Below are 20,515 nucleotides of genomic sequence, written 5' to 3'. Positions count from 1 at the left end.
GGTGGGCAGAGTGGCGCACACACCGGTACGGGTGCCCAAGATGGCCGAGCTGGTGGCCGCCCGGCTGCGCCGGATGATCGTGCGCGGTGAGCTGACCGAAGGCGAGTCGCTGCCGTCCGAGACCGCCCTCATGGAGCAGTTCGCCGTCTCCCGGCCGACGCTGCGCGAGGCGTTCCGGGTGCTGGAGTCGGAGTCCCTGATCAACGTGCGCAGGGGCGCCCGTGGCGGGGCGCGGGTCCAGATCCCGGAGGGCACGGTGGCGGCCCGGTACGCCGGGGTGGTCCTGGAATACCGGGGCACGACCCTCAAGGACGTCTACGACGCCCGTACGGTGATCGAGGCGCCGTGCGCCGGCCTGCTCGCCGAGCGGCGCACGGACGAGGACCTGGCACGGCTGCGGGCGGCCGTTGCCGAGGCCGAGGGGCTCATGGACGATCCCTCGGCCTTCATCCGCGCCCATATGGAGTTCCACGCCCTCGTCGTCGAACTCGCCGGCAACCAGACCCTCGGCGTCCTCAACGGCATGGTCCGGCACATCATCGACCAGGCCAACTGGTCCCATGTCGACCTCGACGCCGGCAGCCCGGAGAACATCCGCGCCAACCGCCGCGGCTTCCGTGCCCATGTCGCGCTCGTCGACCTGGTGGCCGCCCACCGGTCCGAGGCCGCGCAGGAACTGTGGCGGGTCCACCTTCAGGAGGCCGAGGACTACCTGCTGCAGAGCAGGTCCATGACCACGGTCCTGGACCTGCTCGGCTGACCGGCCCCACGGCCTCGTCAAGCGGTGCGCAGCTCCCGCACGATCGGCTCCCACACCTCGGCGTCGATCTCGTAGGCGGTGTAGAAGGACACCCGGTCGACCAGGGCCCCGTACCGCCTGTGGATCTCGCCCGCCACCCGGTCCGGCTCCGCCACCACCGCGAAGGTGTTGAGGACCTCGTCGTCGACGAGAGCGGTCATCGCCTCCCACTTGTCCTCGCGCCGGGACGTCGACAACGCGTGGAGTTCGTCGCCGAGTTCGCCCCATCCGTGCAGTTCGAGGACACCGCGGTAGGCGGGGGTGCTGCCGTAGAAGGCGATCTGCTGTCGGGTGCCCGCCACCGCGCGGGCCATCTCCTCCTCCGTCCGGCCGGTGGCGGTCAGCAGCAGGTGGGAGACGGCGAAGTCGGCGCGGGTACGGCCCGACTTCGCGAGGCCCGCCTCGACGGTGGGGAGGGTGACCTCGCGCAGGTAGCGCTCGGTGGTGAAGCCGTGCGCGAGCAGTCCGTCCGCCACCTCGCCCGCCACCCGGGTCATCGCCTCGCCGACGGCGGCCACGAACACCTTCGGCGCACCACCGACGGCGGGCGGGGGAGAGAAGAACGGGGACATCAGAGTGTGCGTGTAGAAGTCGCCCCGGAAGTCGAGCCGTTGGTCCTCGTTCCAGGCGGCCCAGATGGCGCGCAGCGCGCTCACGTACTCCCGCATCCGGGCCGCGGGCCGGCTCCACGGCATGGCGAACCGCCGCTCGATGTGCGGCTTGATCTGGCTGCCCAGGCCGAGGACGAAACGGCCGCCGGAGTAGCTCTGCAAGTCGTGGGCCGTGTAGGCGAGTTGCATGGGGGAGCGGGCGAACGCCACCGCGATGGCCGTGCCGACCTCCAGGCGGTCGGTGTGCTCGGCGGCCAGCAGCAGGGGCAGGAAGGGGTCGTGTTTGGACTCGGATGCCCACAGGCCGTCGTAGCCGGTCTTGTCGTGGTGCCGGGCCTCCTCGACCACTTCTGCGGTGCTCCACACGTTGAGCTTGCCGTCGACCTTCATACCGCTCCTTCGACCGCGTCCATGCCGATGCGCTGTGCCAGCAGTTCGCGGTGGTACGCGGGGTCGCCGAACAGCAGCTGTGATGTCTTCGCCCGCTTGAGATACAGGTGGGCGGGGTGTTCCCAGGTGAAGCCGATGCCGCCGTGCACCTGGATGTTCTGGCTCGTCGCCTGCAGACAGGCATCCGAGCAGAAGGCCTTGGCGAGGCTTGCCACGGCCGGCAGGCGCGGGTCGTCCTGCTCGGCCGCGAGCAGTGCGAAGTGCGCGGCGGCACGCGCCGACTCCACCTCCAGGAGCACGTCGGCCAGCAGGTGCTTCACGGCCTGGAACGAGCCGATCGGCCGCCCGAACTGGTGCCGCACCTTGGCGTACTCCACCGCCATGTCGAGGGCGCGGGAGGCCACCCCGACCTGCTCGGCGGCCAGTGCCACCGCGGCCCGGTCGAGCACCTCGGCCACCAGGTCCCAGCCGTCGCCGTGGGTGCGCAGCGGCTGGGCAGGTACCTCGTGGTAGTCCAGGCGTGCCTGGCGACGGGTCGGGTCCATCGTGGGCAGTGCTTGTCGGGTGAGCCCGGCCGCGTCGCCGTCCACCACGAACACCCCGATGCCGTCGTCGGCGGTCCGGGCCACGGTGAGCACGATGTCGGCGGCGGCACCGTCGAGCACGAACGTCTTGTGCCCGGTCAGCCGCCAACTCCCTTCGCATGTACGGGCGGTGAGCGCGACCCCGGCCGCGTCCCAGCGGGCGGAGTCCTCGGTGAGGGCCAGCGTCGCGACCAGTTCGCCGGAGGCCAGGCCCGGCAGCAGCCGCTTGCGGGCCTCCTCGTCGGCCGAGCGCAGCAGCGTGGTGGTGGCCAGTACGGTCGAGGACAGGTACGGGGCGCACAGCAGGGCGCGGCCCATCTCCTCCAGTACGGCGCCCACTTCGACGGGACCGCAGCCGGCGCCGCCGTACTCCTCGGGGACGGCCAGCCCCTGCAGCCCGAGTTCGCCGCCCATCCGGCGCCACAGGTCCCGGTCGAAGCCCTCGGGCGTCTCCATGAGGCGTCGTACCTCGGACTCGGGCGAGGTGTCCGCGAGGAACGCCCGTACGGTGCGGCGCAGTTCTTCCTGCTCCGCGCTGAACGCGAAGTCCATGGCCGTGTGCTCCTCTCCCCTTCAGCGGCGGCCGCGCGCGGCGATGATCCGCTCGACGGCGGCGATGTGGTCCGGCGCGTGCATGGAGTCCCGCTCCGCGAGCAGGGCAGGCTCCATCACGGTGTCCAGCGCCTGCTCCAGATGCCGGTTCACCGCCCGCTTGGTCTCGCGCAGCGCCTGCGTGGGCAGCGCGGCCAGCCGTCCGGCCAGGTCCATGGCCTCGTCCCGGAGCTTGTCCTTCGGCACGGCACGATTGGCGATGCCCAGCCGCACCGCGTCCTCGGCGCTCACCCGCTCGCCGAGGAACAGCAGCTCCTTCGCCCGGACCCCGCCGACCAGCGGCGGCAGCACGAACGCACCGCCGTCGCCCGCCACCAGCCCCACCTGCACGTGCGGGTCGGCGAGATAGGCGTCGTCGGCGACCAGCACCAGGTCGCTCAGCAGGGCCAGGCTGCAACCGAGGCCCACGGCCGGGCCGTTGACCGCCGCGATCACCGGCAGCGGGCAGCGGATCATGCCGGTGATGATCCGGCGGGCCTCGTCCACCTGTCGCTCCCGGAAGGCGGCGTCGCGCTGGACCCGAGTCATGATCCCGAAGTTGCCCCCGGCGCTGAACGCCCGCCCGCGCCCGGTGACCACGACCGCCCGCGCCTCCGGGTCGGCCGCCAGGTCGTCCCACAGGCCGGCGAGCCCGGTGTGCAGCTCCTCGCTCATGGCGTTCAGCTGCTCGGGCCGGTTCAGCTCCACCAGCCGGACCGGCCCGACGGCCGTCACCAGCAGATCGGTCAGCTCCGTCATCTCCACCGCCGCAGATCACTAACGAGTAAGTAGAGCTGAATGCTATAACTAATTAAGCTCAATGAGAACCGGTCGACGGGTGGCGGAGGACGCGCATGGCGCAGCAGCGGTACGAGACCGTACGGGCCGAGGTGGCGGACCGGATCCTCACCGTCACCCTCGACCGGCCCGAGAAACTCAATGCCTTCAACCCGCGGATGATGCAGGACATGCTCGACGTCCTCGACGCGGCCGACACCGACGACGACGTCCGTGTGATCGTCGTGACCGGCGCCGGCCGGGGGTTCTGCGCGGGCGCCGACGTCAGTACCGGAGGCTCCTCCTTCGACCACCGCAAGGCCGGCGCCTGGCACCGGGACAGCGGCGGCCGGGTGGCACTGCGGATCTTCGCCAGCACCAAGCCGGTGATCGCGGCGGTCAACGGGCCGGCGGCCGGGGTCGGGGCCAGCATGACGCTGCCCATGGACATCCGGCTGGCCTCGACCACCGCGAAGTTCGGCTTCGTCTTCGCCCGGCGCGGCATTGTGCCGGAATCCGCCGCGAGCTGGTTCCTGCCACGCGCGGTCGGCATGCAGCGGGCCATGGAGTGGGTGGCCACCGGGCGGCTCTTCGGCCCCGACGAGGCGCTGGCCGCCGGGTTGGTCCGCTCGGTGCACCCGCCCGAGGAACTGCTGCCTGCGGCGTACGCGCTGGCGCGGGAGATCGCCGAGAACACCGCACCGGTCTCGGTCGCGCTGTCCCGGCAGATGATGTGGCGGATGCTCGGCGAGCCGCATCCGATGACCGCCCACCGGCTCGACTCGCGGATCATGAGCCAGATCGGCGGCGGCCCCGACCCGAGAGAGGGCGTGGAGTCCTTCCTCGCCAAGCGCCCGCCGCAGTTCCCGGGCCGGGTGAGCGCGGACCTGCCGCCCGTCTACCCGTGGTGGCGGGACGAGGAGTTCCGTCCGCTCGGAGAGTAGGGCGGCAGCCGGGTCACGCGTGTGCGGAACGCGTGTCGAAGAAGGGCGGCGCGACCCGCCGTTCGAGCCGGGCCCGCTGGGAGCCCAGGTAGCCCTGTCCCGGACCGGCGGCCGCCCTCCTCGCGACAAGACGAAATCCGGCTGAAACATTGTCGTGCCCCGCGTGAGGTGTTAGCGTCCGGACGGCGAGCATTCAGCTGAATGCGTTAAACCATTCATCGCTTGGACGGTCACGATGAGCGGTGGTCTGCTGCACGAGTCCTTGCGCGGTGTCGACTGGGGCGTCGCCACCGCCGACATCCTCGCGGCCCCGCCGCCGCCCGAGCCGGAACGGGGCGGGCACTTCGGGCGGTGGACCGACGACATCCACCGACTGGTCGGCTCCGCCCCGGGCACCCACCGGCTGGTCGCCGGCTGGCCGCTGCTCCAGCCCGACGGTCCCGGCCGCTGGGACCGGGACGCCCTGGACCGCTGCGACCGGGCCCTCGACAGCCTGCTCGCACGGGGCCTGCGGCCCCGTCTCACCCTGCTGCACCTGACACTGCCACCCTGGCTGGAGGAGGCCGGCGGCTGGCTCGCCAGGGACACCGCCCAGCACTTCGCCGCCTACGCCGCCGAGATGGGGCGCCGCTTCGGCGACCGGGTGGACGGCTGGATCACCTCCACCGACCTGGCGAGCCCCACGCTCGCCGACCACGTGGCCGGACTGTACCCGCCGAACCGCGCCATCGGCCGGGCGGGACTGCGCTCCGTCCACCACCTTCTGCTCGGCAACGGACTGGCGACGCAGGCGCTGCGCGCGGCCGGCGCGCACGGCCGGATCGGTACGACGGTCACCCTCGCCGGCGGCTACGCGGCCACCGACGACCCCTTCGACCGGATCGCCCTGGCCCGGTTGGAGAACTGGGCCAACCGCCTCTTCCTCGACCCGCTGCTGCTCGGCGAGCACATGGTGACCGAGGACGACCTCGCCCCCGTCGAGGCCACCGGCTGTGTCCACCCCGGCGACCTGGAGACCATCGCCACCGCGCAGGACATCCTCGGCCTGTCCTGGCACACGCCCTTCCGCGTCACCGCTCCGGAGAACCTGCCCCGCGCCCTGCCCGCCGGAAAGTGCCTGGGCCCGCTGAACGAGGTGAACAGCCTGCTGATGGGCCTCGGTTTCGCGGTCATCCCCTTCGACGACGTCGAGACGACCGCGTACGGCTGGCCCATCCTCCCCGAGGGGCTCGCCGACGCCGTCGCCGGACTCCACGACCTCTACGGCGACCTGCTGCCACCGCTGGCGGTCGTCGACAATGGCATGGGCGACCTCGACCTGGTCGACGAGACCGGCCACGCCGACGACGCCCGCCGCCGCGCCCTGCTCCGCGCCCGGCTGACCTGGCTCGCCGGAGTCGTCGCCCAGGGCGTGGAGGTGTGCGGCTACGAGTACTGGTCGGTGCTGGACAACGTGGAGGCCAAGTTCCGCTACACCCGGTTGTACGCGATGGCGGTCCCGGACCACGAGCGGCCGCCGTGCCCCGAGATGCCGTCCGACTGGGTGCACGGCGAAGCGTTCGGAGGCGGCGCGCACCCAATCCCGGAAACCGGCCGGACACCCGGGCTGACCCTGGTGCCGGCCCCCTTCCGGCCTCAGCCGCTCTGAGCCCCGTAGTAGGCCTCGTAGTCCTTGCCCCGGATCAGCCGCACCGGCGTGTAGACGAGCACGTCCTCGTCGCGCTGGTTGCGGACGGTGACGCGGCTGGTCACCACGCCCCGGCCGGGCTTGGCGGACGGTCGGCACGCGGTGGTCTCCACGACGGCGTGCAGCGTGTCGCCGACATACACCGGGCCCAGCACGTCCAGTTCCATGTGCAGGAAGGCCAGCCCCGTGCCGTGCAGCACGTTCGTCTGCAGCACCAGTCCCTCGGCGAGACAGTAGGTGAGCGCGCCGGGCACCAGGCGCCCGGTGTAGCCGCCGTCCGCGGCGTGCGAGGCGTCCCAGAACAGCGGCTCGGTGAAGCCGCCCCAGGTGACGAAGTTGACCAGGTCGGTCTCGGTGACGGTGCGCCGGGCGGTCCGGAAGACCTGCCCCACGGGCATCTCCTCGTACGTCAGCCCACGGACCAGCGGGTCGACGTCAGCGCGTTGCGGTGTCATGCCGGGATTCCTCTCCATACGCGATACGCGGCGGCGGGCGGGTTCACAGATCGAGCGGGTGCTTGGCGGCCACGGCCTCGAAGTCCGGGGCGCGCTTCTCGCGGTGGGCGGCCAGACCCTCGACCACCTCGTACCCGCCGAACCCGAAGAACTCCAGGCCCAGGGACGCCTCGAAGATCGGCTGAGCCGTGCGGTACCAGTGGTTGAGGGACCGCTTGGTCCAGCTGATGGCACCGGCCGGACCGGCGGCGAGGGCGGTCGCCACCCGCAGGCCCTCGGTGTGCACGTCCTCGTCGGCCACGCACTTGGAGACCAGGCCGATGCGCTCGGCCTCCTCGCCGGTGAGCGTCTCGCAGGTCAGCAGGTAGTACTTGGCCTTGGCCATCCCGCACAGCAGCGGCCAGCAGATCGCGGCGTGGTCCCCGGCCGCGACCCCGAGGCGGGTGTGCCCGTCGACGATCTTCGCGCTGCGGGCGGCGACGGAGACGTCCGCCAGCATGCCGACGACCAGGCCCGCGCCGACGGCCGGACCGTGGATCGCGGAGACCACCGGCTTGGAGCAGTTGATCACCCCGTACACCATGTCCCGGGCCTCGCGCATCACCCGGGCCCGCACCGCGTAGTCCTCGGTCATCGCCTCGATGGAGTCGAAGGTGCCGCCGGCCGAGAAGGCCCGGCCCGCTCCCTGGACCAGCACCGCGCGGGTCTGCTCGTCGCGGTCGATCACCCGCCAGACGTCGGCCAGTTCACCGTGCATCCGCGAGTCCACGGCATTGACCGGCGGAGCGTCGAGCACGACGCGCAGCACGCCGGGTGCGGGCCGCTCGAAGGTCAGAGCCGTGAACGGCGCGTAGGGATCGGTCACGTCACCCTCCTGGTGCAATCAGTGCGGATACTATAATTATCTAACTGTATCGAGAGGTGCGCGACAAGCATGGATCTCACCTTCAGCGACGAACAGAACGAACTGCGCACGGTCGTCCGCTCGTTCCTGGCCAGGCACTCCGACGAGGCGGCCGTGCGCCGGCTGGCCGCCGACCCGCACGGCCACGACCCGGCCGTCTGGCGGCGACTGGCCGGCGAACTCGGCGTGCAGGGCCTCGCCGTCCCCGAGGAGTACGGCGGCTCCGGCTTCGGCTACGTCGACCTTGGCGTCGTCTTCGAGGAAGCGGGCCGCGCGCTGCTCTGCGCGCCCCTGTACGCCACCGTCGCCCTCGCCGCCGAGGCACTCCTGCGCTGCCCCGACGAACGGGCCCGGCGCGACCTGCTGCCCGGCATCGCCGGCGGCGACACCGTGGCCACCCTGGCGCTCACCGAGGAGAACGGCCGCTGGGACGCTCCCGGCATCCGCCTCCCCGCCCAGGAGACCGCCACCGGCTGGCGACTGACCGGGACGAAGACCTACGTCCCCGACGGCCACAGCGCCGACCTGCTGCTGGTCGCCGCCCGCACCCCCGGCGGCATCAGCCTCTTCGCCGTCGACGCGGGCGCGCCGGGCCTGACCCGCACCCCCCTCGCCACTCTCGACGAGACCCGAAAACAGGCCCGCGTGGAGCTCGCCGACACCCCCGCCCGGCTGCTCGGCGCCGAGGGCACCGCGTGGCCGGTCCTGGAGCGCACCCTCGCCACCGCCGCCGTACTGCTGGCCGCCGAACAGGTCGGGGGAGCCGCCGCCGCGCTGGACTCGGCCGTGGCCTACGCGAAGATCCGCGAGCAGTACGGGCGGCCCATCGGAACCTTCCAGGGGATCAAGCACAAGTGCGCCGACATGCTCGTGGAGATCGAGGCGGCCCGCTCGGCCTGCTACGCCGGACTGTGGGCGCTGGACGCCGGGGACGAGACCGGGACCGCCGTCTCGGCGGCCCTGGCCCAGGCCTTCTGCTCGGAGGCGTTCACCCGGGTCGCCGGCGACGCGATCCAGGTCCACGGCGGCATCGGCTTCACCTGGGAGCACCCCGCCCACCTGTACTTCAAGCGGGCCAAGAGCTCCGAGACGCTGCTCGGCCCGCCGTCCTACCACCGGGAACTGCTCGCCAGCCGCCTCGGCATCTGAGCACCGACACCCGATCACTGGCATCTGATGGTCGGCACCTGATCACTGGCATCCGATCACCGGCAAAGGAGCTGGCATGGAGATGGACTTCGGGCCCGCCGTGCGCGACTTCCGCGACGAACTGCGGGACTGGCTGGCGGACCACCTCGTGGGGGAGTTCGCCGCACACCGGGGCGTGGGCGGCCCCGTGGACGGCGCGGCCTGGGAGGTCCGGCTCGCCTGGGACCGCGAGCTGTCCGCCGGCAACTGGCTGGGCGTCGGCTGGCCGCGGGAGTACGGCGGCCGAGGGCTCGGCCTCCTCGAGGAGATCGTCTTCGAGTACGAGTACGCGCGCGCCGACGCCCCCTACCGGGCCACCGGCAACGCCCTCGACCTGCTCGGCCCGATGCTGCTCCAGGCCGGCACCGAGGACCAGAAGAAGCGCTTCCTGCCCCCGATCCTCGCCGTCGAGGAACTGTGGGGCCAGGGCTTCAGCGAACCCGGCGCTGGTTCCGATCTGGCGTCCGTGCGCACCCGGGCCGAGCGTGACGGCGAGGAGTGGGTGGTCGACGGGCAGAAGGTGTGGACGTCCTTCGGCGTGCACGCCGACTGGCTGTACGTCCTCACCCGCACCGACCCGGACTCCCGCCGCCACAAGGGCCTGACCATGCTGCTCGTCCCGGCCGACCAGCCGGGCGTGGAGATCCGGCCCATCCGCAACCTGGCCGGCCAGGAGGAGTTCGCCGAGGTGTTCCTGTCCGGCGCGCGCACCGGCGCGGACCTGGTCGTCGGCGAGGTCGGCCAGGGCTGGCGCACCGCCATGGCCACGCTCGGCATCGAGCGCGGCGCCACCCTGCTGCCCCAGCAGCTCACCTTCGAGCGGGAGGCCGAGGCGCTGATCGACCTGGCCCGTGAGCGGGGCGCGCTGGACGACCCCATGCTGCGCCGCCGGATCGTGGACGCCTGGATCTCGGTCCGCATCATGCGCACCACCAACCTGCGCACCGTCGCCGAACTCGTCGCGGGCCGCACCCCGGGCGCCCAGGCCACCACCGCCAAGCTCTACGCCTCCACCCGCCACCAGGAACTCGGCCACCTGGCCATGGAGTTGGCCGGTCCGGCCGGCCAGATCGTCGGCGCGGACTACGGCCTGGACGCGCGCCAGCGCTCCTTCCTGCTCTCGCTCGCGGAGACGATCTACGGCGGGTCGAGCGAGATCCAGCGCAACATCATCGGTGAACAGGTGCTCGGTCTGCCGAAGGAACCACGCCCATGAGCACCCCGGAGGACCGCCTCGACCGCATCGAGTCCCACCTCGCGATCCAGCAACTCCCCGTCCGCTACGCCCTCGCCGTGGACGGACGCGACCTCGACGCCTGGGTGGGCTGCTTCCGCCCCGACGTCGACATGGGGCGCCACGGCCGGGGGCGGGACGCCCTGCGGTCGTACATCGAGCCGCTGGTCCGGGGCTTCCACCGCTCGGTCCACCAGATCTGCGGTCACCGCGTCGAGTTCACCGGCCGGGACACCGCCACCGGCTCCGTGTACTGCCGGGCCGAGCACGAGGTGGGGAAGCGGTGGATCGTCATGGCCATCCGTTACCTCGACGACTACGCGCGCGTGGACGGCGAGTGGTACTTCTCCCGGCGCCGCGAGCAGCACTGGTACGCGGCGGACGTGACCGAGCGCCCGCAGGCGGTCGGCTTCGAGGGCTGGCAGGGCGCCGGACGTCCGGCTCTGCCGGAGGCCTTCCCCTCCTGGGCGGCCTTCTGGAAGGAGACGTGATGGCACGGCTGGCAGGCAGGACCGCGCTGGTCACCGGCGGCGGGCAGGGGGTCGGCCGGGGCATCGCGCTGGCACTGGCCGCGGAGGGCGCGGCGGTGGTGATCAGCGGTCGCACCGAGAGCACACTGAAGGGCACCGCCGGGGAGATCGCCGAGCGCGGCGGGCGGGTCCGTACCGTGGTCGGGGACGTCGGCGAGCGCGACGACGTCGAGCACATGGTCGCCGAGACGGTACGGGAGTTCGGCGGCCTGCACGTACTCGTCAACAACGCGCAGAGCTCCGTACAACGCCCCCTGGCCGAGACCTCGTACGACGATCTGGAACTGACCTACCGCAGCGGCCCGTTGGCCACCTTCCACGCCATGCAGGCCGCGCTGCCCCACCTGAAGGTCAGCCGGGGCAGCGTGGTGAACCTGGGCTCCTCGGCCGCGGTGCAGGGCGAGGCGACCTTCGCCGCCTACGCGATGGCCAAGGAGGCGATCCGAGGGCTGAGCCGGGTGGCCGCCCGGGAGTGGGGCCCCTACGGAATCCGGGTGAACGTCGTCTGCCCTGCCGCCCTGAGCCCGGCGGCGCAGGACTTCCTCGCCGCGCACCCCGACAAGGCCGAACGCGTACTGGCCGGCATCCCGCTGGGACGTATGGGCGACCCGGAGCAGGACATCGGCCGCGCGGTGGCCGCACTGGCCAGTGATGACATGGCATATCTGACCGGGGCGACCCTGATGCTGGAGGGCGGGCGCACGCTGCTCGGGTGATTCCCGAGAGTGGGGGCAATTACGTCGAAGTGGTGTACGTCATGGGGACGTAGTGCCTCATAGTGAGTGAACCGTATTCGTCGCATCAGGGGGACAGGCGATGGATTTCCTTGTGCTGCTCGTTGTCATCGGTCTGGTGTGGCTCGTGGTGACCGTCGTGCGCAAGATGGTGTCGTCGGCACCGGGACACCATCGGCAGACCGCGGGGCACTACTACCCGGACATCGACGAAGAGGAGTTCGAGCCCGCCGTCGCGCCGCGCGGGACCGCGCCCCGCGACATCCCTCCGCTGTTCCCCGACTTCTACCACGGGGTGCTGTTCGCGGTGGGGAAGGAGCCGACTCCGCAGAACCTGCTCGCACTGGTCGAGTACGTGAGCCAGATGCTGTCCTTGAACGCCGTCATGTGGTTCCAGCAGACGGGTGACGCGGCGGCGCAGGAACGCTTCATGAACCGCTTCCGCGGGGGCGGCGGTGACGACCAGAAGCTGGAGCTGGTCACCGACGACATGATCGACTTCCTGTGGGCGTGGCGCCCGTCGACGCATCAGGCGCTGCGCGACTGGATGCCCGAACTGGAGCAGAAGCTGACCGGACCGGACAGCAGGTTATGGCGGTTCGGGGACGAACTGCCCTTCGGAATCTGGGAGATGAAGGACTGAACGCCATGTCCGATCCTTCCGGGCACGACGGGGTGCTCGATCCCGTCACGGCGCTCGCCCGGGTACACGAGCGGCTGGTGCGGTTCCGTGCGGGGGAGACGGCAGCCGTCCTCACCGAGGAGGCGACAGCGGAGGCCGCACGGGCCGTTTCCGAGCGACCCACCCCCGAGGGCGTCGTCGCGGTCGCCTGGCTCTACGAGTACCGAGCCCTCGCCGTCGAGGAAGTCGCCGGCGAGGACGCACAGTTGGCCCTCACTCTGTTCGGCAAGGTCGCCCGCGTGCTGCCGCGAGAGGTTCCCACGCACGTCGCGCACCTACTCGCCATGCTGGACGCCCCCGCGCACGACGCCATCCTCCGCGTGTCGCGGACAGTGGCCGACGCCGAGCAACTGATGGAGAGCGGGGCGTCCGCCGGCCCCGTCCCGCTCGACCAGGCGGCCGAGCTGCTCACCCGGGCGCTCGAAGAGTGGCCCCGGAACGGGACGCGACGACACGACGCCCTCGGTCTGCTCGGCACCGCGCTTCGGCGCAGGTACGCCTTCGATCCCGGGGAGCTGTGGCGCCTGGACAAGGCGGTCGCGGTCCTCACGGAGGCCGTGGCGACCGCTCCCGCCGAGGACCTGTTCGGCCACACGCATGCCCACAACCTCTGCACCGCCCACCTCGACCGTTACGACGCGACGGGCGACCTCCGGGACCTGGAGGCAGCGGAGGAGGCGAACGCGGAGGCGCTGCGCAGGGTCGTGGCCGGCGATCCGCAGCGCACCCGGCTGCTGACCCAGCGCGCGGACATCCTCCGTACCCGTACCTCCGCCGGGGTGGACAACCGCCTGCCGGAGGCGGCGGCCGCATGCCGGGAGGCGATCCGTGCGCTGCTGCCGTGGAGTGCCGCGGCGCCCTATGTCCACTCGACCGCGGCGAACGTCCTCGCCGACCACTACGTGTACGGGCACGACCTCGACGTGCTCGACGAGGCGATCGACAGCGCACGCATCGCGGTCACCGGGATCCCCGAGCAGGACGGCCGCGAGGCGGTCCTCGCGGCCTACGGCAGACTGCTCATGCTGCGTGCCCGGCACACCGGGACCACCGCCGACCTCGACGCCGCGCAGGACGCCCTCGCCGCCGCCGTCGGGACGTTGCCGGCGGGCCACTCCGGTCGCACCGCCCACCAGAGCGACCTCGCGGACACGCTCTACGAGCGCCACCTCGCCACCGGCGACGAGTCCGTCCTGCAACAGGCCCTCGAACACGCCCGCCAGGCCATCGACGGCGCGTCCGTGACCGGCACGGTCGTCCCCGATCTGCTGAACAGCCTGGGACGCATCCTGATCGCACGCTACGAGCTGACCGGCGACCCCACCGACCTGACCGAGGCCGTCGAACAGCTCCGGCAGGCGGAGGAAATGTCACCGCCGGGCAGCAGAATGCGCGGTATCACCCTGCTCCACCTCGGCAACGGGCTGATGCTCCAGGCCGCCCTCGTCATCGGAACCGACCGCCGGAGCCGGGCGTACGCCGAGACCATGGCCGTGCTGGACGCGGCAGTCGAAGCCCTGCCGCCCGGGCCGGACCAGCAACTCGCGCTCAACAACCTCGCCCTGGTCGTCCGCGGCCACGACGGCGGCGACCGCCCGCAGGCCCTTCGCAAGGCGCGCCGCATCTTCAGGGAGATCATGGCCTCGGCGCCGGCGAACAGCCAGACCGACGAACTCGCTTCGTTCAACCTGGCGTTGACCCTGCTGCAGGAGCACGAGCAGCCTGGCGGGAACGAGCCGGGCACGGACGACCACCTCGCTGAGGCGGAGGACCTGCTACGGGCCGCGTACGGCCGGGAGTCCCCCGGTCGGCATACCTATGCGACCGTCGCCTGCGCGTTGGCACGTTGCCTCGCCCTGCGGGCCGCCGCCGACGGCCGGCCCGGCCCGCACGCGGAGGCCGTCGCCTTACTGCGCTCGGTCGTCGAGGCCGCCGACGGCCACACGCCCATCAGCCGGGCCTCCGCCGCCGCGCAGCTGGGGCGCCTGCACGCCACTACCGGTGACTGGGCCGCCGCCGAGCGCGCATACGCATGGGGAATCGAGCTGCTGGCCGGCGCCGCGGCGCCGCGGAGCGGCCGGGACGCGCGGGAACGCCACATCGGTGCCTTCTTCGGTCTTGCCGCGGACGCCGCCGCCGGCGCCCTGGGCGCCGGCGACCCCTTACGCGCGCTCGAACTGCTGGAGAAGGGCCGCGGCCTCCTGCTCCCCGCCCCGCCCGACGACCCGTCGCCCGCCTCGTGGGCCGCCGCCGCGGACGGCCGCACCGTGGTCGTCGTGAACACCGGCAGACTCCGGTGCGACGCGCTGCTCGTGCGGGACGGGGCGGTCACGGTCGTCCCGCTGCCGAGACTCGACCACGCCACGCTCGTCCGCCAGACCGGCACCTTCCTCTGGGGCGTCCAGCGCGCCCAGGATCCCGCGTGCCCGCCCGAGGATCTGTACAAGGCCCAGCATGTCGCGGTTCCGGGCGTTCTGCGCTGGCTGTGGAACACCACCGTACGTCCGGTGCTCGACGCCCTCGGTCTGACCGGGCCGCCGGCCGCGGGCACGCCCTGGCCGAGGATCTGGTGGTGCCCGACCGGCCTGATGTCCTTCCTGCCGCTGCACGCGGCGGGCGAGCACCGCTCGATGTACGACGGGTCGACGGGCGCGGGCGCCATCGACCGCGTGGTCTCCTCGTACGCTCCCACCCTGCGCGCTCTGGCCACGGCCGCCCGGCGGGCCGACGCCGTGCGAGGGGGCGCCGGGGGCCTTCTCGTGGTGGCACCGCAAACCCCTGGCACCGCCGCCCTGCCCCAGGTACCGGGCGAGGTCGCCGGGATCAAAGGACACCGCCCCGGCTGCACCGTGCTGTTCGGCGCCCAGGCCACGAAGGAGCGGATCCTCCGGGAGATCCCGCGGCACGCATGGTTCCACTTCGCCGGACACGGCACCCAGAACATCGAGATCGCCGACAGCGCGAGTCTGGTGCCCCACGACTACGCGTCCAGCGGCCGCCGCCTCGGACTGTCCGACCTGGGAGATCTGTCCCTGGACAAGGCGCAGCTCGCCTTCCTGTCGGCCTGCCAGACCGCGGTGGGCCACCTCGCGCTGGCGGACGAGCACACGCATCTGGCCGGGCTGCTGCAGGCCGTGGGTTTCCCGCACGTCGTCGGCACCCGGTGGACCGTACGCGACGGCGTCTCCGCGGCCGTGGCGACGGAGTTCCACCGGCTGGCGGCCCTGCACGGCAGTGCCTTCGACCCCGCGCTCGGTCTGCACCTCGCGGTCCGGGAGACACGCCGATCCCATCCCCAGCCGTACGCGTGGGCGCCCTTCGTGCACTTCGGGCCATAGGCCCGTGTCCGGCTCAGCTGCCCGGGTCGAACACCAGCGTGGGGTCGTCGGAGCCGCGGTACACGTGGGCCGTCAGCCGTAGGCCGGCGAGCGGTTCGTCCGCCGCGTTCGCGGGGAGCGGATGACGCAGCACGCGGTACAGCTGCTGACGGTGCAGGTCGAAGGCAACCTGCAACAGGACCGCGTAGTCCTGGCAGGCACGCGGGAGCCACCATCCCCAGGCACCGACGACGAAGAGCAGGGCGGACAGCGCCCACGGCGTCCAGTACACCGCGGGCAGGACGAGCACCGCCCACAGTCCGGCCGCGACCGTGGCGTCCAGCCGGTTCCGGGCGACGGCGAGATCCCGTTGGAGGGTCTCGGGGAGCAGGGTCCACAGATGCGGCCACAGGATCACCGCGTCCAGGCCGTACTTGTGCTGCGGCTCGGCCTCCGCGGAGCGCAGAATGTTGCCGACGCGCGTCGGCATGGCCAGCGCCGGGTCGCGCGGGCTCCAGCGCAGCCGGGCCTCCAGCCTGGCGTGGTCGGCGCGTTCCTGGGCGCTGAGCGGAGGCTGGCCGGCGGCCGACGGACCTCCCTCAAGACGCGTCTGGAGCGGCCTCCACGCGGCGGCATCGGCGGCACGGCGCCTGTTGTGCCGCTGTCGCAGCCACCCGCTCACCCCGGACAGGAACCCGGGCCAGTACCCCTCCATGAGGCGCAGGGCGGGAAGCGTCAGCTGCCGCATGAGCGCACCGGATCCGGCGAGCGCGATCAGTGCCACCAGCAGCAGCGTGATCTGTTCGCCGGGGTGCATCGTTCCCACGGTGTCGAGCCGGTCCGCGAGGGCCTGTCTCGGGTGCGACTGTCCACCGGCCCACGCGAGCAGCATGAGCAGCCAGTACACCGCCGCGGCCAGCCCCGTGACCAGCCAGCGTTCGACGAGTTTGCCGGCGGCCGCGCTCCAGAAGGTCGGCACCTCGCCTCACGGTGTCTCACGGCTGAGCACGCGGGTGCACACGGAACAGCGGGGCACCGGGTCGCCCATGAACCCGCGTATCCAGGAGTCGGTGCTCGTGCACCCGGGGGTCTTGCACACGTACCGCGGGGCCGGCACGGCGGCGGCGAACCCTGAACCCGCGAGCCCTTGGTACCCGCTGTTGCCCGGAGATGTGTTCCGTTCCTGGTCCCGGCCGGGACGCGACTGGATCCAGGTGCGGACCCGGACGTCGGCGTACAGGGCCCGGCGCAGTTCCTCGGCTCCGCCGGGGCGGGACGAGGCGGCGAGCAGGCGATGGATGTCCGCCGTGATCCGGGGAGCGTCCGCGCCGACGAGCGCCGGCAGCATCCCGAGTACGTCCCTGGCGAGTGCCGCCCATGAGCGGTCGTGGTCCATGCTCCGCCTCCCCCGGTCGGAACCGTCTACGTGCCCGACGCAAGTGTGGCAGTTGCCGTCGTGCCGTGTGGGGCGATCGCCGGTTCCCCGGGCACGCGGGAAACGGCGGCGCACACCCGCGGTGACCTCAGACGACTCCCCGGGCCCGCAGACCGTGGAGTTGGCTCTCCGTCACCCCCGCCAGCTCGCCCAGGACTTCGGCGGTGTGCTCGCCCAGCTCCGGCGGCGGGGTGTAGACCTCCACCGGGGTCGCCGAGAGCCGGATCGGGTTGGCGAGGACAGGGAGTCCTGCCGCCTCGGCCAGCATGCCTCGGTGTCGGATCTGTGGGTCGGCGAAGACCTCGGGCAGTTCGTTGTAGGGGCCCGCGGGCACGTCGTGGGCGTCGAGTACGGCCAGCCACTCGTCGCGGGGCCGGGTGCGCAGGATGTCCTGGAGCACCGGGAGGATCTCCTTGCGGTACTCGATCCGGGCGGAGGTCGTGGCGAACCGGGGGTCCTGGAGGAGGTCGGTGCGGTCGGCCGCCGCGCAGAAGGCGGCGAACTGCTTGTCGTTGCCCGCGACGAGGAACAGCGGCCGGTCCTGGCACATGAACGCCTGGGACGGGATCCCACCGTAGCCGCCGTTGCCGCGCCGCTCCGGGACCTCGCCGGAGACCAGGTAGTTCATCGCGAAGTGCGACAGCGAGGCCAGCCCGCAGTCCAGCAGGGAGAGGTCGATGAACTGGCCCTCCCCGGTGAGGTCCCGGTGCCGCAGGGCCGCCAGGACCGCCGTGGCGGCGTAGAGCCCGGTGAGGATGTCGACCATGCTGATGCCGACCTTCATCGGTTCGTCGGGGTGCCCGGAGACGCTCATCAGGCCGGACATGGCCTGGAAGATGCCGTCGTATCCGGGCCGCTCGGCGTAGGGCCCGCTCTGGCCGAAGCCGGTGACGGACAGGTAGACCAGCCGCGGGTTCATCTCGCGCAGGCTCTCGTGGTCGAGGCCGTACTTGGCGAGGGTCCCGGCGCGGAAGTTCTCCACGAGGACGTCGGAGCGGGCCGCGAGCGTGCGGAGGATCGCCTGTCCTTCGGAGGCGGCGTGATTGACGGTGACCGACCGCTTGTTGCGGTTGCAGGAGAGGTAGAAGGCCGCGGTGTCCGTCCCGGGGGCGAACGGCGGCCCGTACGTGCGTGAGTCGTCGCCCGTGCCGGGCCGCTCGACCTTGATGACCTCGGCGCCCAGGTCGGCGAGGAGCTGGGTGGCGAGGGGAGCGGCGAGGATGCGGGACAGGTCGAGCACGCGGATTCCGGCCAGGGCGGTCGACGGCATCGCGGGGCCTCCTCGACACAGATGAATGAGTTATATAAATAATACATACGAGTGCCTGGGTGTGGTGTCACTGTGATTGCCTAACTAGCCAAATCATGTAACTATATCGACCGATCGTCGGGTCGAGACCGGAGGCGAGCGCATGACCGTCGCTGCGAGGGCCCTCACCGACCAGGAACAGCGGGAACGCCGGGAGTGGTTCCGCGTCCGCTGGGAGCGCGGGGTCGCCTTCAACCGGCGCTGCCGGATGCGCATCGTGCGCTGGGACCCGGACGGCGTCGAGATGCTGCTGCCCTACGCCGAGGAACTCTCCGCCCACGAGGGCGTCTTCCACGGCGGGGTGATCTCCGCGCTCATCGACACCGCCGGAGCGGGCGCCGTCATCGCCGGGCACGACTTCAGCAAGGGGAGCCGGCTCAGCACCGTGTCGATGTCCGTGCAGTACCTCGCGCCCGCCCGGGGCGCGGAGGCCGTCGCCCACGCCCGCTGCGTCCGGCGCGGCGGGCGGGTGCACTTCGCCGACGTCGACGTGATCACCGACGGCCGCGTCTGCGCCCGGGGCCAGGTGGTGGTGACCATCTCCGGGGAACGGCCGGGCGTCGGCGACCCCATCGAACCGCTCACGGAGGAGTGACGCGATGTCCGACGAGTTCGCCGAGAACGATCCGGTGCTGTACGAGGTCGACGAGGACGGCGTCGCCACCCTCACCCTCAACCGGCCCGAGCGCAAGAACGCGTGGAGCATCCCCATGGAGAACCGCTTCTTCGCGCTCCTGGACGAGGCCGCACGCAACCCGGCCGTCCGCGTCGTGATCATCACGGGGGCGGGCCGGGCCTTCTGTCCCGGGATGGACATGCGGCGCCTGGAGCAGAACTCCCGGCCCGGCCAGTCCCTGGGCCTGCACGCCCGCGTGCCCATGTACGTGAAACGGGACATGCCCAAGCCCCTGATCGCCGCGATCAACGGCGCCTGCGCCGGCATCGGCCTGGTGCAGGCCCTGATCTGCGACGTCCGCTTCGCCGCCCGGGGCGCCCGCTTCACCACCGCCTTCACCCGCCGCGGCCTGGCCGGCGAGTACAACCTGCCGTACGTCCTGCCGCGCGTGGTCGGCGTGGAGAACGCGCTCGACCTGCTGCTGTCCGGCCGCGTCTTCGACGCCGACGAGGCGAAGGCCCTCGGCCTGGTCAGCCGCGTCGTCGAACCCGACGACCTGCTCGACGCCGCCCGCGCCTACGCCCGCGACATCGCCCGCAACTGCTCCCCGCGCGCGATGGCCGTCGTACGCCACCAGGTGTACGGCGACCTCGACCGCACCTTCGCCGACGCCCTCGCCCGCTCCTACTCCGCCATGGAGTTCTTCGCGGGCTCGCCGGACTTCCGTGAGGGCGTGGCGAGCTTCACGGAGAAGCGGGAGCCCAAGTTCGAGGGGCTGCCGCCGGACTTCGACCCCGAGGACGCGACCCGCGACGCGTTCCTGCCGTACTGACCGAGGAGAGAACGAAGATGTCAGGTCAGCCGTTCCCCGTCGAGGCCGGGCACATCATGATGTTCGCCCGCGCCATCGGCGACGAGAACCCGGCCTACCAGGGCGAGGGAGCCCTCGCGCCGCCCACCTTCACCATGGCGAGCGCCCACTACGACCCCGACTACCACCTGCGGCCCAAGCCGGACCAGGAGTGGTTCGGGTCGGGCGGCGGCCCCGGGACGATGCCCGAGGGCGGGGGCGGACTGCACGCCGAACAGCACTTCGAGTACCACCGCCCGGTGCGTGCCGGTGAGACCCTCTACGCCCACACGGCCCTGGGCCGGGAGTGGGAGAAGCAGGGCCGCACCGGCCGGCTGCTGTTCAGCGAACGCATCACCGAGTACCGGGACGCCGACGGCGAACCCGTCGTCAGCGCCGTCACCGTGGCCGTCGTGCCCGAGGGCCCCGCCACCCGGAAGGACGCCCGATGACCGGCCTGAGCGTCACCGACGTCAAGGTCGGCGAGATCCGCGAGAGCGTCCTCGTCACCGACCTCAAGCGCACCCGGATCGTGCAGTACGCCGGCGCCTCCGGCGACTTCAACCCGCTGCACACCGACGAGCGGTTCGCCGTCGAGACGGCGGGCTACCCGGGCGTGTTCGCCCACGGGATGCTGACGATGGGCATGACCGGCCGGGTCCTCACCGACTGGGTCGGCGCCGAGGCCCTGCTGCGCTACGGCGTCCGGTTCAAGGCCCAGGTCTGGCCCGGCGACACCCTGACCGCCACGGCCACCGTCGAGTCGGTCGAGGAGACCGAGGCCGGCCCGGTCGCCCACTTCACCCTGCGCACCGTCAACCAGAACGGCGTCGAGGTGGTCACCGGCACCGCGGCGGCCCGCCTGGAGCCCTGAGCCG

At 72.0% G+C, this 20,515-nt stretch carries 21 protein-coding genes; 13 read left to right on the top strand and 8 right to left on the bottom strand.

The genetic code is table 11. The features are described 5' to 3' along the window. Positions 1-10: 10 nt before the first annotated feature. Complete coding sequence (locus ACFZDK_RS35025) at positions 11-760, top strand: FCD domain-containing protein (protein ID WP_390978212.1); 750 nt, start codon at positions 11-13, stop codon at positions 758-760. A 17-nt stretch (positions 761-777) separates the two neighbouring features. On the opposite strand, the gene ACFZDK_RS35020 is transcribed toward ACFZDK_RS35025, so the two are convergent. Genes ACFZDK_RS35020 through ACFZDK_RS35010 form a run of 3 tightly spaced genes read right to left on the bottom strand, consistent with a single transcriptional unit; the run spans position 778 to position 3,734 of the window. After that, on the bottom strand, positions 778-1,800 hold the full coding sequence (locus ACFZDK_RS35020; protein ID WP_390978210.1) for a TIGR03617 family F420-dependent LLM class oxidoreductase: 1,023 nt from the start codon (positions 1,798-1,800) through the stop codon (positions 778-780). Continuing rightward, positions 1,797-2,936, bottom strand: a complete 1,140-nt coding sequence (locus ACFZDK_RS35015) for an acyl-CoA dehydrogenase family protein (RefSeq protein WP_390978208.1) — start codon at positions 2,934-2,936, stop codon at positions 1,797-1,799. The genes ACFZDK_RS35020 and ACFZDK_RS35015 overlap by 4 nt, the downstream gene beginning before the upstream one ends. Positions 2,937-2,957: 21 nt before the next feature. After that, positions 2,958-3,734, bottom strand: a complete 777-nt coding sequence (locus tag ACFZDK_RS35010) for an enoyl-CoA hydratase-related protein (RefSeq protein ID WP_390978206.1) — start codon at positions 3,732-3,734, stop codon at positions 2,958-2,960. 95 nt (positions 3,735-3,829) lie between these two features. Here ACFZDK_RS35010 and ACFZDK_RS35005 point away from each other — a divergent pair, with 95 nt between their 5' ends. Both ACFZDK_RS35005 and ACFZDK_RS35000 read left to right on the top strand, forming a co-directional pair. Further along, entirely contained in the window at positions 3,830-4,696 is an 867-nt protein-coding gene (locus ACFZDK_RS35005) for an enoyl-CoA hydratase-related protein (RefSeq protein ID WP_390978204.1), read from the top strand. A 235-nt stretch (positions 4,697-4,931) separates the two neighbouring features. Next, a complete protein-coding gene (locus tag ACFZDK_RS35000) occupies positions 4,932-6,344 on the top strand; it encodes a family 1 glycosylhydrolase (protein ID WP_390978202.1) in 1,413 nt (470 codons plus the stop codon). Here the strand turns inward: ACFZDK_RS35000 and ACFZDK_RS34995 are convergent. Together ACFZDK_RS34995 and ACFZDK_RS34990 are read right to left on the bottom strand one after the other, a co-directional pair. Further along, complete coding sequence (locus tag ACFZDK_RS34995) at positions 6,332-6,838, bottom strand: MaoC/PaaZ C-terminal domain-containing protein (RefSeq protein WP_390978200.1); 507 nt, start codon at positions 6,836-6,838, stop codon at positions 6,332-6,334. The two genes, ACFZDK_RS35000 and ACFZDK_RS34995, sit on opposite strands and share 13 nt — an antisense overlap. Positions 6,839-6,881: 43 nt before the next feature. Next, positions 6,882-7,703: an enoyl-CoA hydratase/isomerase family protein gene (locus ACFZDK_RS34990; RefSeq protein WP_390978198.1), complete on the bottom strand. Its 822-nt coding sequence runs from the start codon at positions 7,701-7,703 to the stop codon at positions 6,882-6,884. Between the two features lie 69 nt (positions 7,704-7,772). On the opposite strand from ACFZDK_RS34990, the gene ACFZDK_RS34985 reads away from it, so the two are divergent. From ACFZDK_RS34985 to ACFZDK_RS34960, 6 genes are all read left to right on the top strand, one after another. Further along, positions 7,773-8,891 (top strand): acyl-CoA dehydrogenase family protein, encoded by a 1,119-nt coding sequence (locus tag ACFZDK_RS34985; RefSeq protein WP_390978196.1) that lies wholly within the window; start codon positions 7,773-7,775, stop codon positions 8,889-8,891. Positions 8,892-8,967: 76 nt separating this feature from the next. Next, positions 8,968-10,146, top strand: coding sequence for an acyl-CoA dehydrogenase family protein (locus ACFZDK_RS34980; RefSeq protein ID WP_390978194.1), 1,179 nt, complete (start codon positions 8,968-8,970; stop codon positions 10,144-10,146). Further along, on the top strand, positions 10,143-10,655 hold the full coding sequence (locus ACFZDK_RS34975) for a nuclear transport factor 2 family protein (RefSeq protein WP_390978192.1): 513 nt from the start codon (positions 10,143-10,145) through the stop codon (positions 10,653-10,655). Before ACFZDK_RS34980 ends, ACFZDK_RS34975 begins: the two co-directional genes overlap by 4 nt. Next, complete coding sequence (locus ACFZDK_RS34970; RefSeq protein ID WP_390978190.1) at positions 10,655-11,410, top strand: SDR family oxidoreductase; 756 nt, start codon at positions 10,655-10,657, stop codon at positions 11,408-11,410. The genes ACFZDK_RS34975 and ACFZDK_RS34970 overlap by 1 nt, the downstream gene beginning before the upstream one ends. A 100-nt stretch (positions 11,411-11,510) precedes the next feature. Then, positions 11,511-12,071, top strand: a complete 561-nt coding sequence (locus ACFZDK_RS34965; RefSeq protein WP_390978188.1) for a hypothetical protein — start codon at positions 11,511-11,513, stop codon at positions 12,069-12,071. A gap of 5 nt (positions 12,072-12,076) precedes the next feature. After that, positions 12,077-15,448 (top strand): CHAT domain-containing protein, encoded by a 3,372-nt coding sequence (locus ACFZDK_RS34960; RefSeq protein ID WP_390978186.1) that lies wholly within the window; start codon positions 12,077-12,079, stop codon positions 15,446-15,448. Positions 15,449-15,461: 13 nt separating this feature from the next. On the opposite strand, the gene ACFZDK_RS34955 is transcribed toward ACFZDK_RS34960, so the two are convergent. The 3 genes from ACFZDK_RS34955 to ACFZDK_RS34945 form a co-directional block, all read right to left on the bottom strand. Continuing rightward, a complete protein-coding gene (locus ACFZDK_RS34955) occupies positions 15,462-16,406 on the bottom strand; it encodes a hypothetical protein (RefSeq protein WP_390978184.1) in 945 nt (314 codons plus the stop codon). Between the two features lie 6 nt (positions 16,407-16,412). After that, complete coding sequence (locus ACFZDK_RS34950; protein WP_390978182.1) at positions 16,413-16,823, bottom strand: hypothetical protein; 411 nt, start codon at positions 16,821-16,823, stop codon at positions 16,413-16,415. A 127-nt stretch (positions 16,824-16,950) separates the two neighbouring features. Next, on the bottom strand, positions 16,951-18,132 hold the full coding sequence (locus ACFZDK_RS34945; protein ID WP_390978180.1) for a CoA transferase: 1,182 nt from the start codon (positions 18,130-18,132) through the stop codon (positions 16,951-16,953). Between the two features lie 142 nt (positions 18,133-18,274). Here ACFZDK_RS34945 and ACFZDK_RS34940 point away from each other — a divergent pair, with 142 nt between their 5' ends. Genes ACFZDK_RS34940 through ACFZDK_RS34925 form a run of 4 tightly spaced genes read left to right on the top strand, consistent with a single transcriptional unit; the run spans position 18,275 to position 20,511 of the window. Next, positions 18,275-18,766: a hotdog fold thioesterase gene (locus tag ACFZDK_RS34940; protein ID WP_390978178.1), complete on the top strand. Its 492-nt coding sequence runs from the start codon at positions 18,275-18,277 to the stop codon at positions 18,764-18,766. A 4-nt stretch (positions 18,767-18,770) separates the two neighbouring features. Further along, positions 18,771-19,619, top strand: a complete 849-nt coding sequence (locus ACFZDK_RS34935; protein WP_390978176.1) for an enoyl-CoA hydratase-related protein — start codon at positions 18,771-18,773, stop codon at positions 19,617-19,619. A 17-nt stretch (positions 19,620-19,636) separates the two neighbouring features. Continuing rightward, entirely contained in the window at positions 19,637-20,089 is a 453-nt protein-coding gene (locus ACFZDK_RS34930; RefSeq protein ID WP_390978174.1) for a MaoC family dehydratase N-terminal domain-containing protein, read from the top strand. Further along, positions 20,086-20,511 (top strand): MaoC/PaaZ C-terminal domain-containing protein, encoded by a 426-nt coding sequence (locus ACFZDK_RS34925; protein ID WP_390978172.1) that lies wholly within the window; start codon positions 20,086-20,088, stop codon positions 20,509-20,511. Before ACFZDK_RS34930 ends, ACFZDK_RS34925 begins: the two co-directional genes overlap by 4 nt. The last annotated feature ends 4 nt before the right edge of the window (positions 20,512-20,515 follow it).

The organism is Streptomyces sp. NPDC007901, from assembly GCF_042959465.1.
Lineage (GTDB): Bacteria > Actinomycetota > Actinomycetes > Streptomycetales > Streptomycetaceae > Streptomyces.
The sequence above is the reverse complement of the archived record's forward strand: the minus strand, read 5'-3'. Positions and strand labels throughout refer to the sequence as shown.

Coding starts and splice junctions, on each gene's coding strand:
- ACFZDK_RS35020 (WP_390978210.1), bottom strand. CDS start 1,800: ATGAAGGTCGACGGCAAGCTCAACGTGTGGAGCACCGCAGAAGTGGTC.
- ACFZDK_RS35015 (WP_390978208.1), bottom strand. CDS start 2,936: ATGGACTTCGCGTTCAGCGCGGAGCAGGAAGAACTGCGCCGCACCGTA.
- ACFZDK_RS35010 (WP_390978206.1), bottom strand. CDS start 3,734: ATGACGGAGCTGACCGATCTGCTGGTGACGGCCGTCGGGCCGGTCCGG.
- ACFZDK_RS35005 (WP_390978204.1), top strand. CDS start 3,830: ATGGCGCAGCAGCGGTACGAGACCGTACGGGCCGAGGTGGCGGACCGG.
- ACFZDK_RS35000 (WP_390978202.1), top strand. CDS start 4,932: ATGAGCGGTGGTCTGCTGCACGAGTCCTTGCGCGGTGTCGACTGGGGC.
- ACFZDK_RS34995 (WP_390978200.1), bottom strand. CDS start 6,838: ATGACACCGCAACGCGCTGACGTCGACCCGCTGGTCCGTGGGCTGACG.
- ACFZDK_RS34985 (WP_390978196.1), top strand. CDS start 7,773: ATGGATCTCACCTTCAGCGACGAACAGAACGAACTGCGCACGGTCGTC.
- ACFZDK_RS34980 (WP_390978194.1), top strand. CDS start 8,968: ATGGAGATGGACTTCGGGCCCGCCGTGCGCGACTTCCGCGACGAACTG.
- ACFZDK_RS34975 (WP_390978192.1), top strand. CDS start 10,143: ATGAGCACCCCGGAGGACCGCCTCGACCGCATCGAGTCCCACCTCGCG.
- ACFZDK_RS34970 (WP_390978190.1), top strand. CDS start 10,655: ATGGCACGGCTGGCAGGCAGGACCGCGCTGGTCACCGGCGGCGGGCAG.
- ACFZDK_RS34965 (WP_390978188.1), top strand. CDS start 11,511: ATGGATTTCCTTGTGCTGCTCGTTGTCATCGGTCTGGTGTGGCTCGTG.
- ACFZDK_RS34960 (WP_390978186.1), top strand. CDS start 12,077: ATGTCCGATCCTTCCGGGCACGACGGGGTGCTCGATCCCGTCACGGCG.
- ACFZDK_RS34950 (WP_390978182.1), bottom strand. CDS start 16,823: ATGGACCACGACCGCTCATGGGCGGCACTCGCCAGGGACGTACTCGGG.
- ACFZDK_RS34945 (WP_390978180.1), bottom strand. CDS start 18,132: ATGCCGTCGACCGCCCTGGCCGGAATCCGCGTGCTCGACCTGTCCCGC.
- ACFZDK_RS34940 (WP_390978178.1), top strand. CDS start 18,275: ATGACCGTCGCTGCGAGGGCCCTCACCGACCAGGAACAGCGGGAACGC.
- ACFZDK_RS34935 (WP_390978176.1), top strand. CDS start 18,771: ATGTCCGACGAGTTCGCCGAGAACGATCCGGTGCTGTACGAGGTCGAC.
- ACFZDK_RS34930 (WP_390978174.1), top strand. CDS start 19,637: ATGTCAGGTCAGCCGTTCCCCGTCGAGGCCGGGCACATCATGATGTTC.
- ACFZDK_RS34925 (WP_390978172.1), top strand. CDS start 20,086: ATGACCGGCCTGAGCGTCACCGACGTCAAGGTCGGCGAGATCCGCGAG.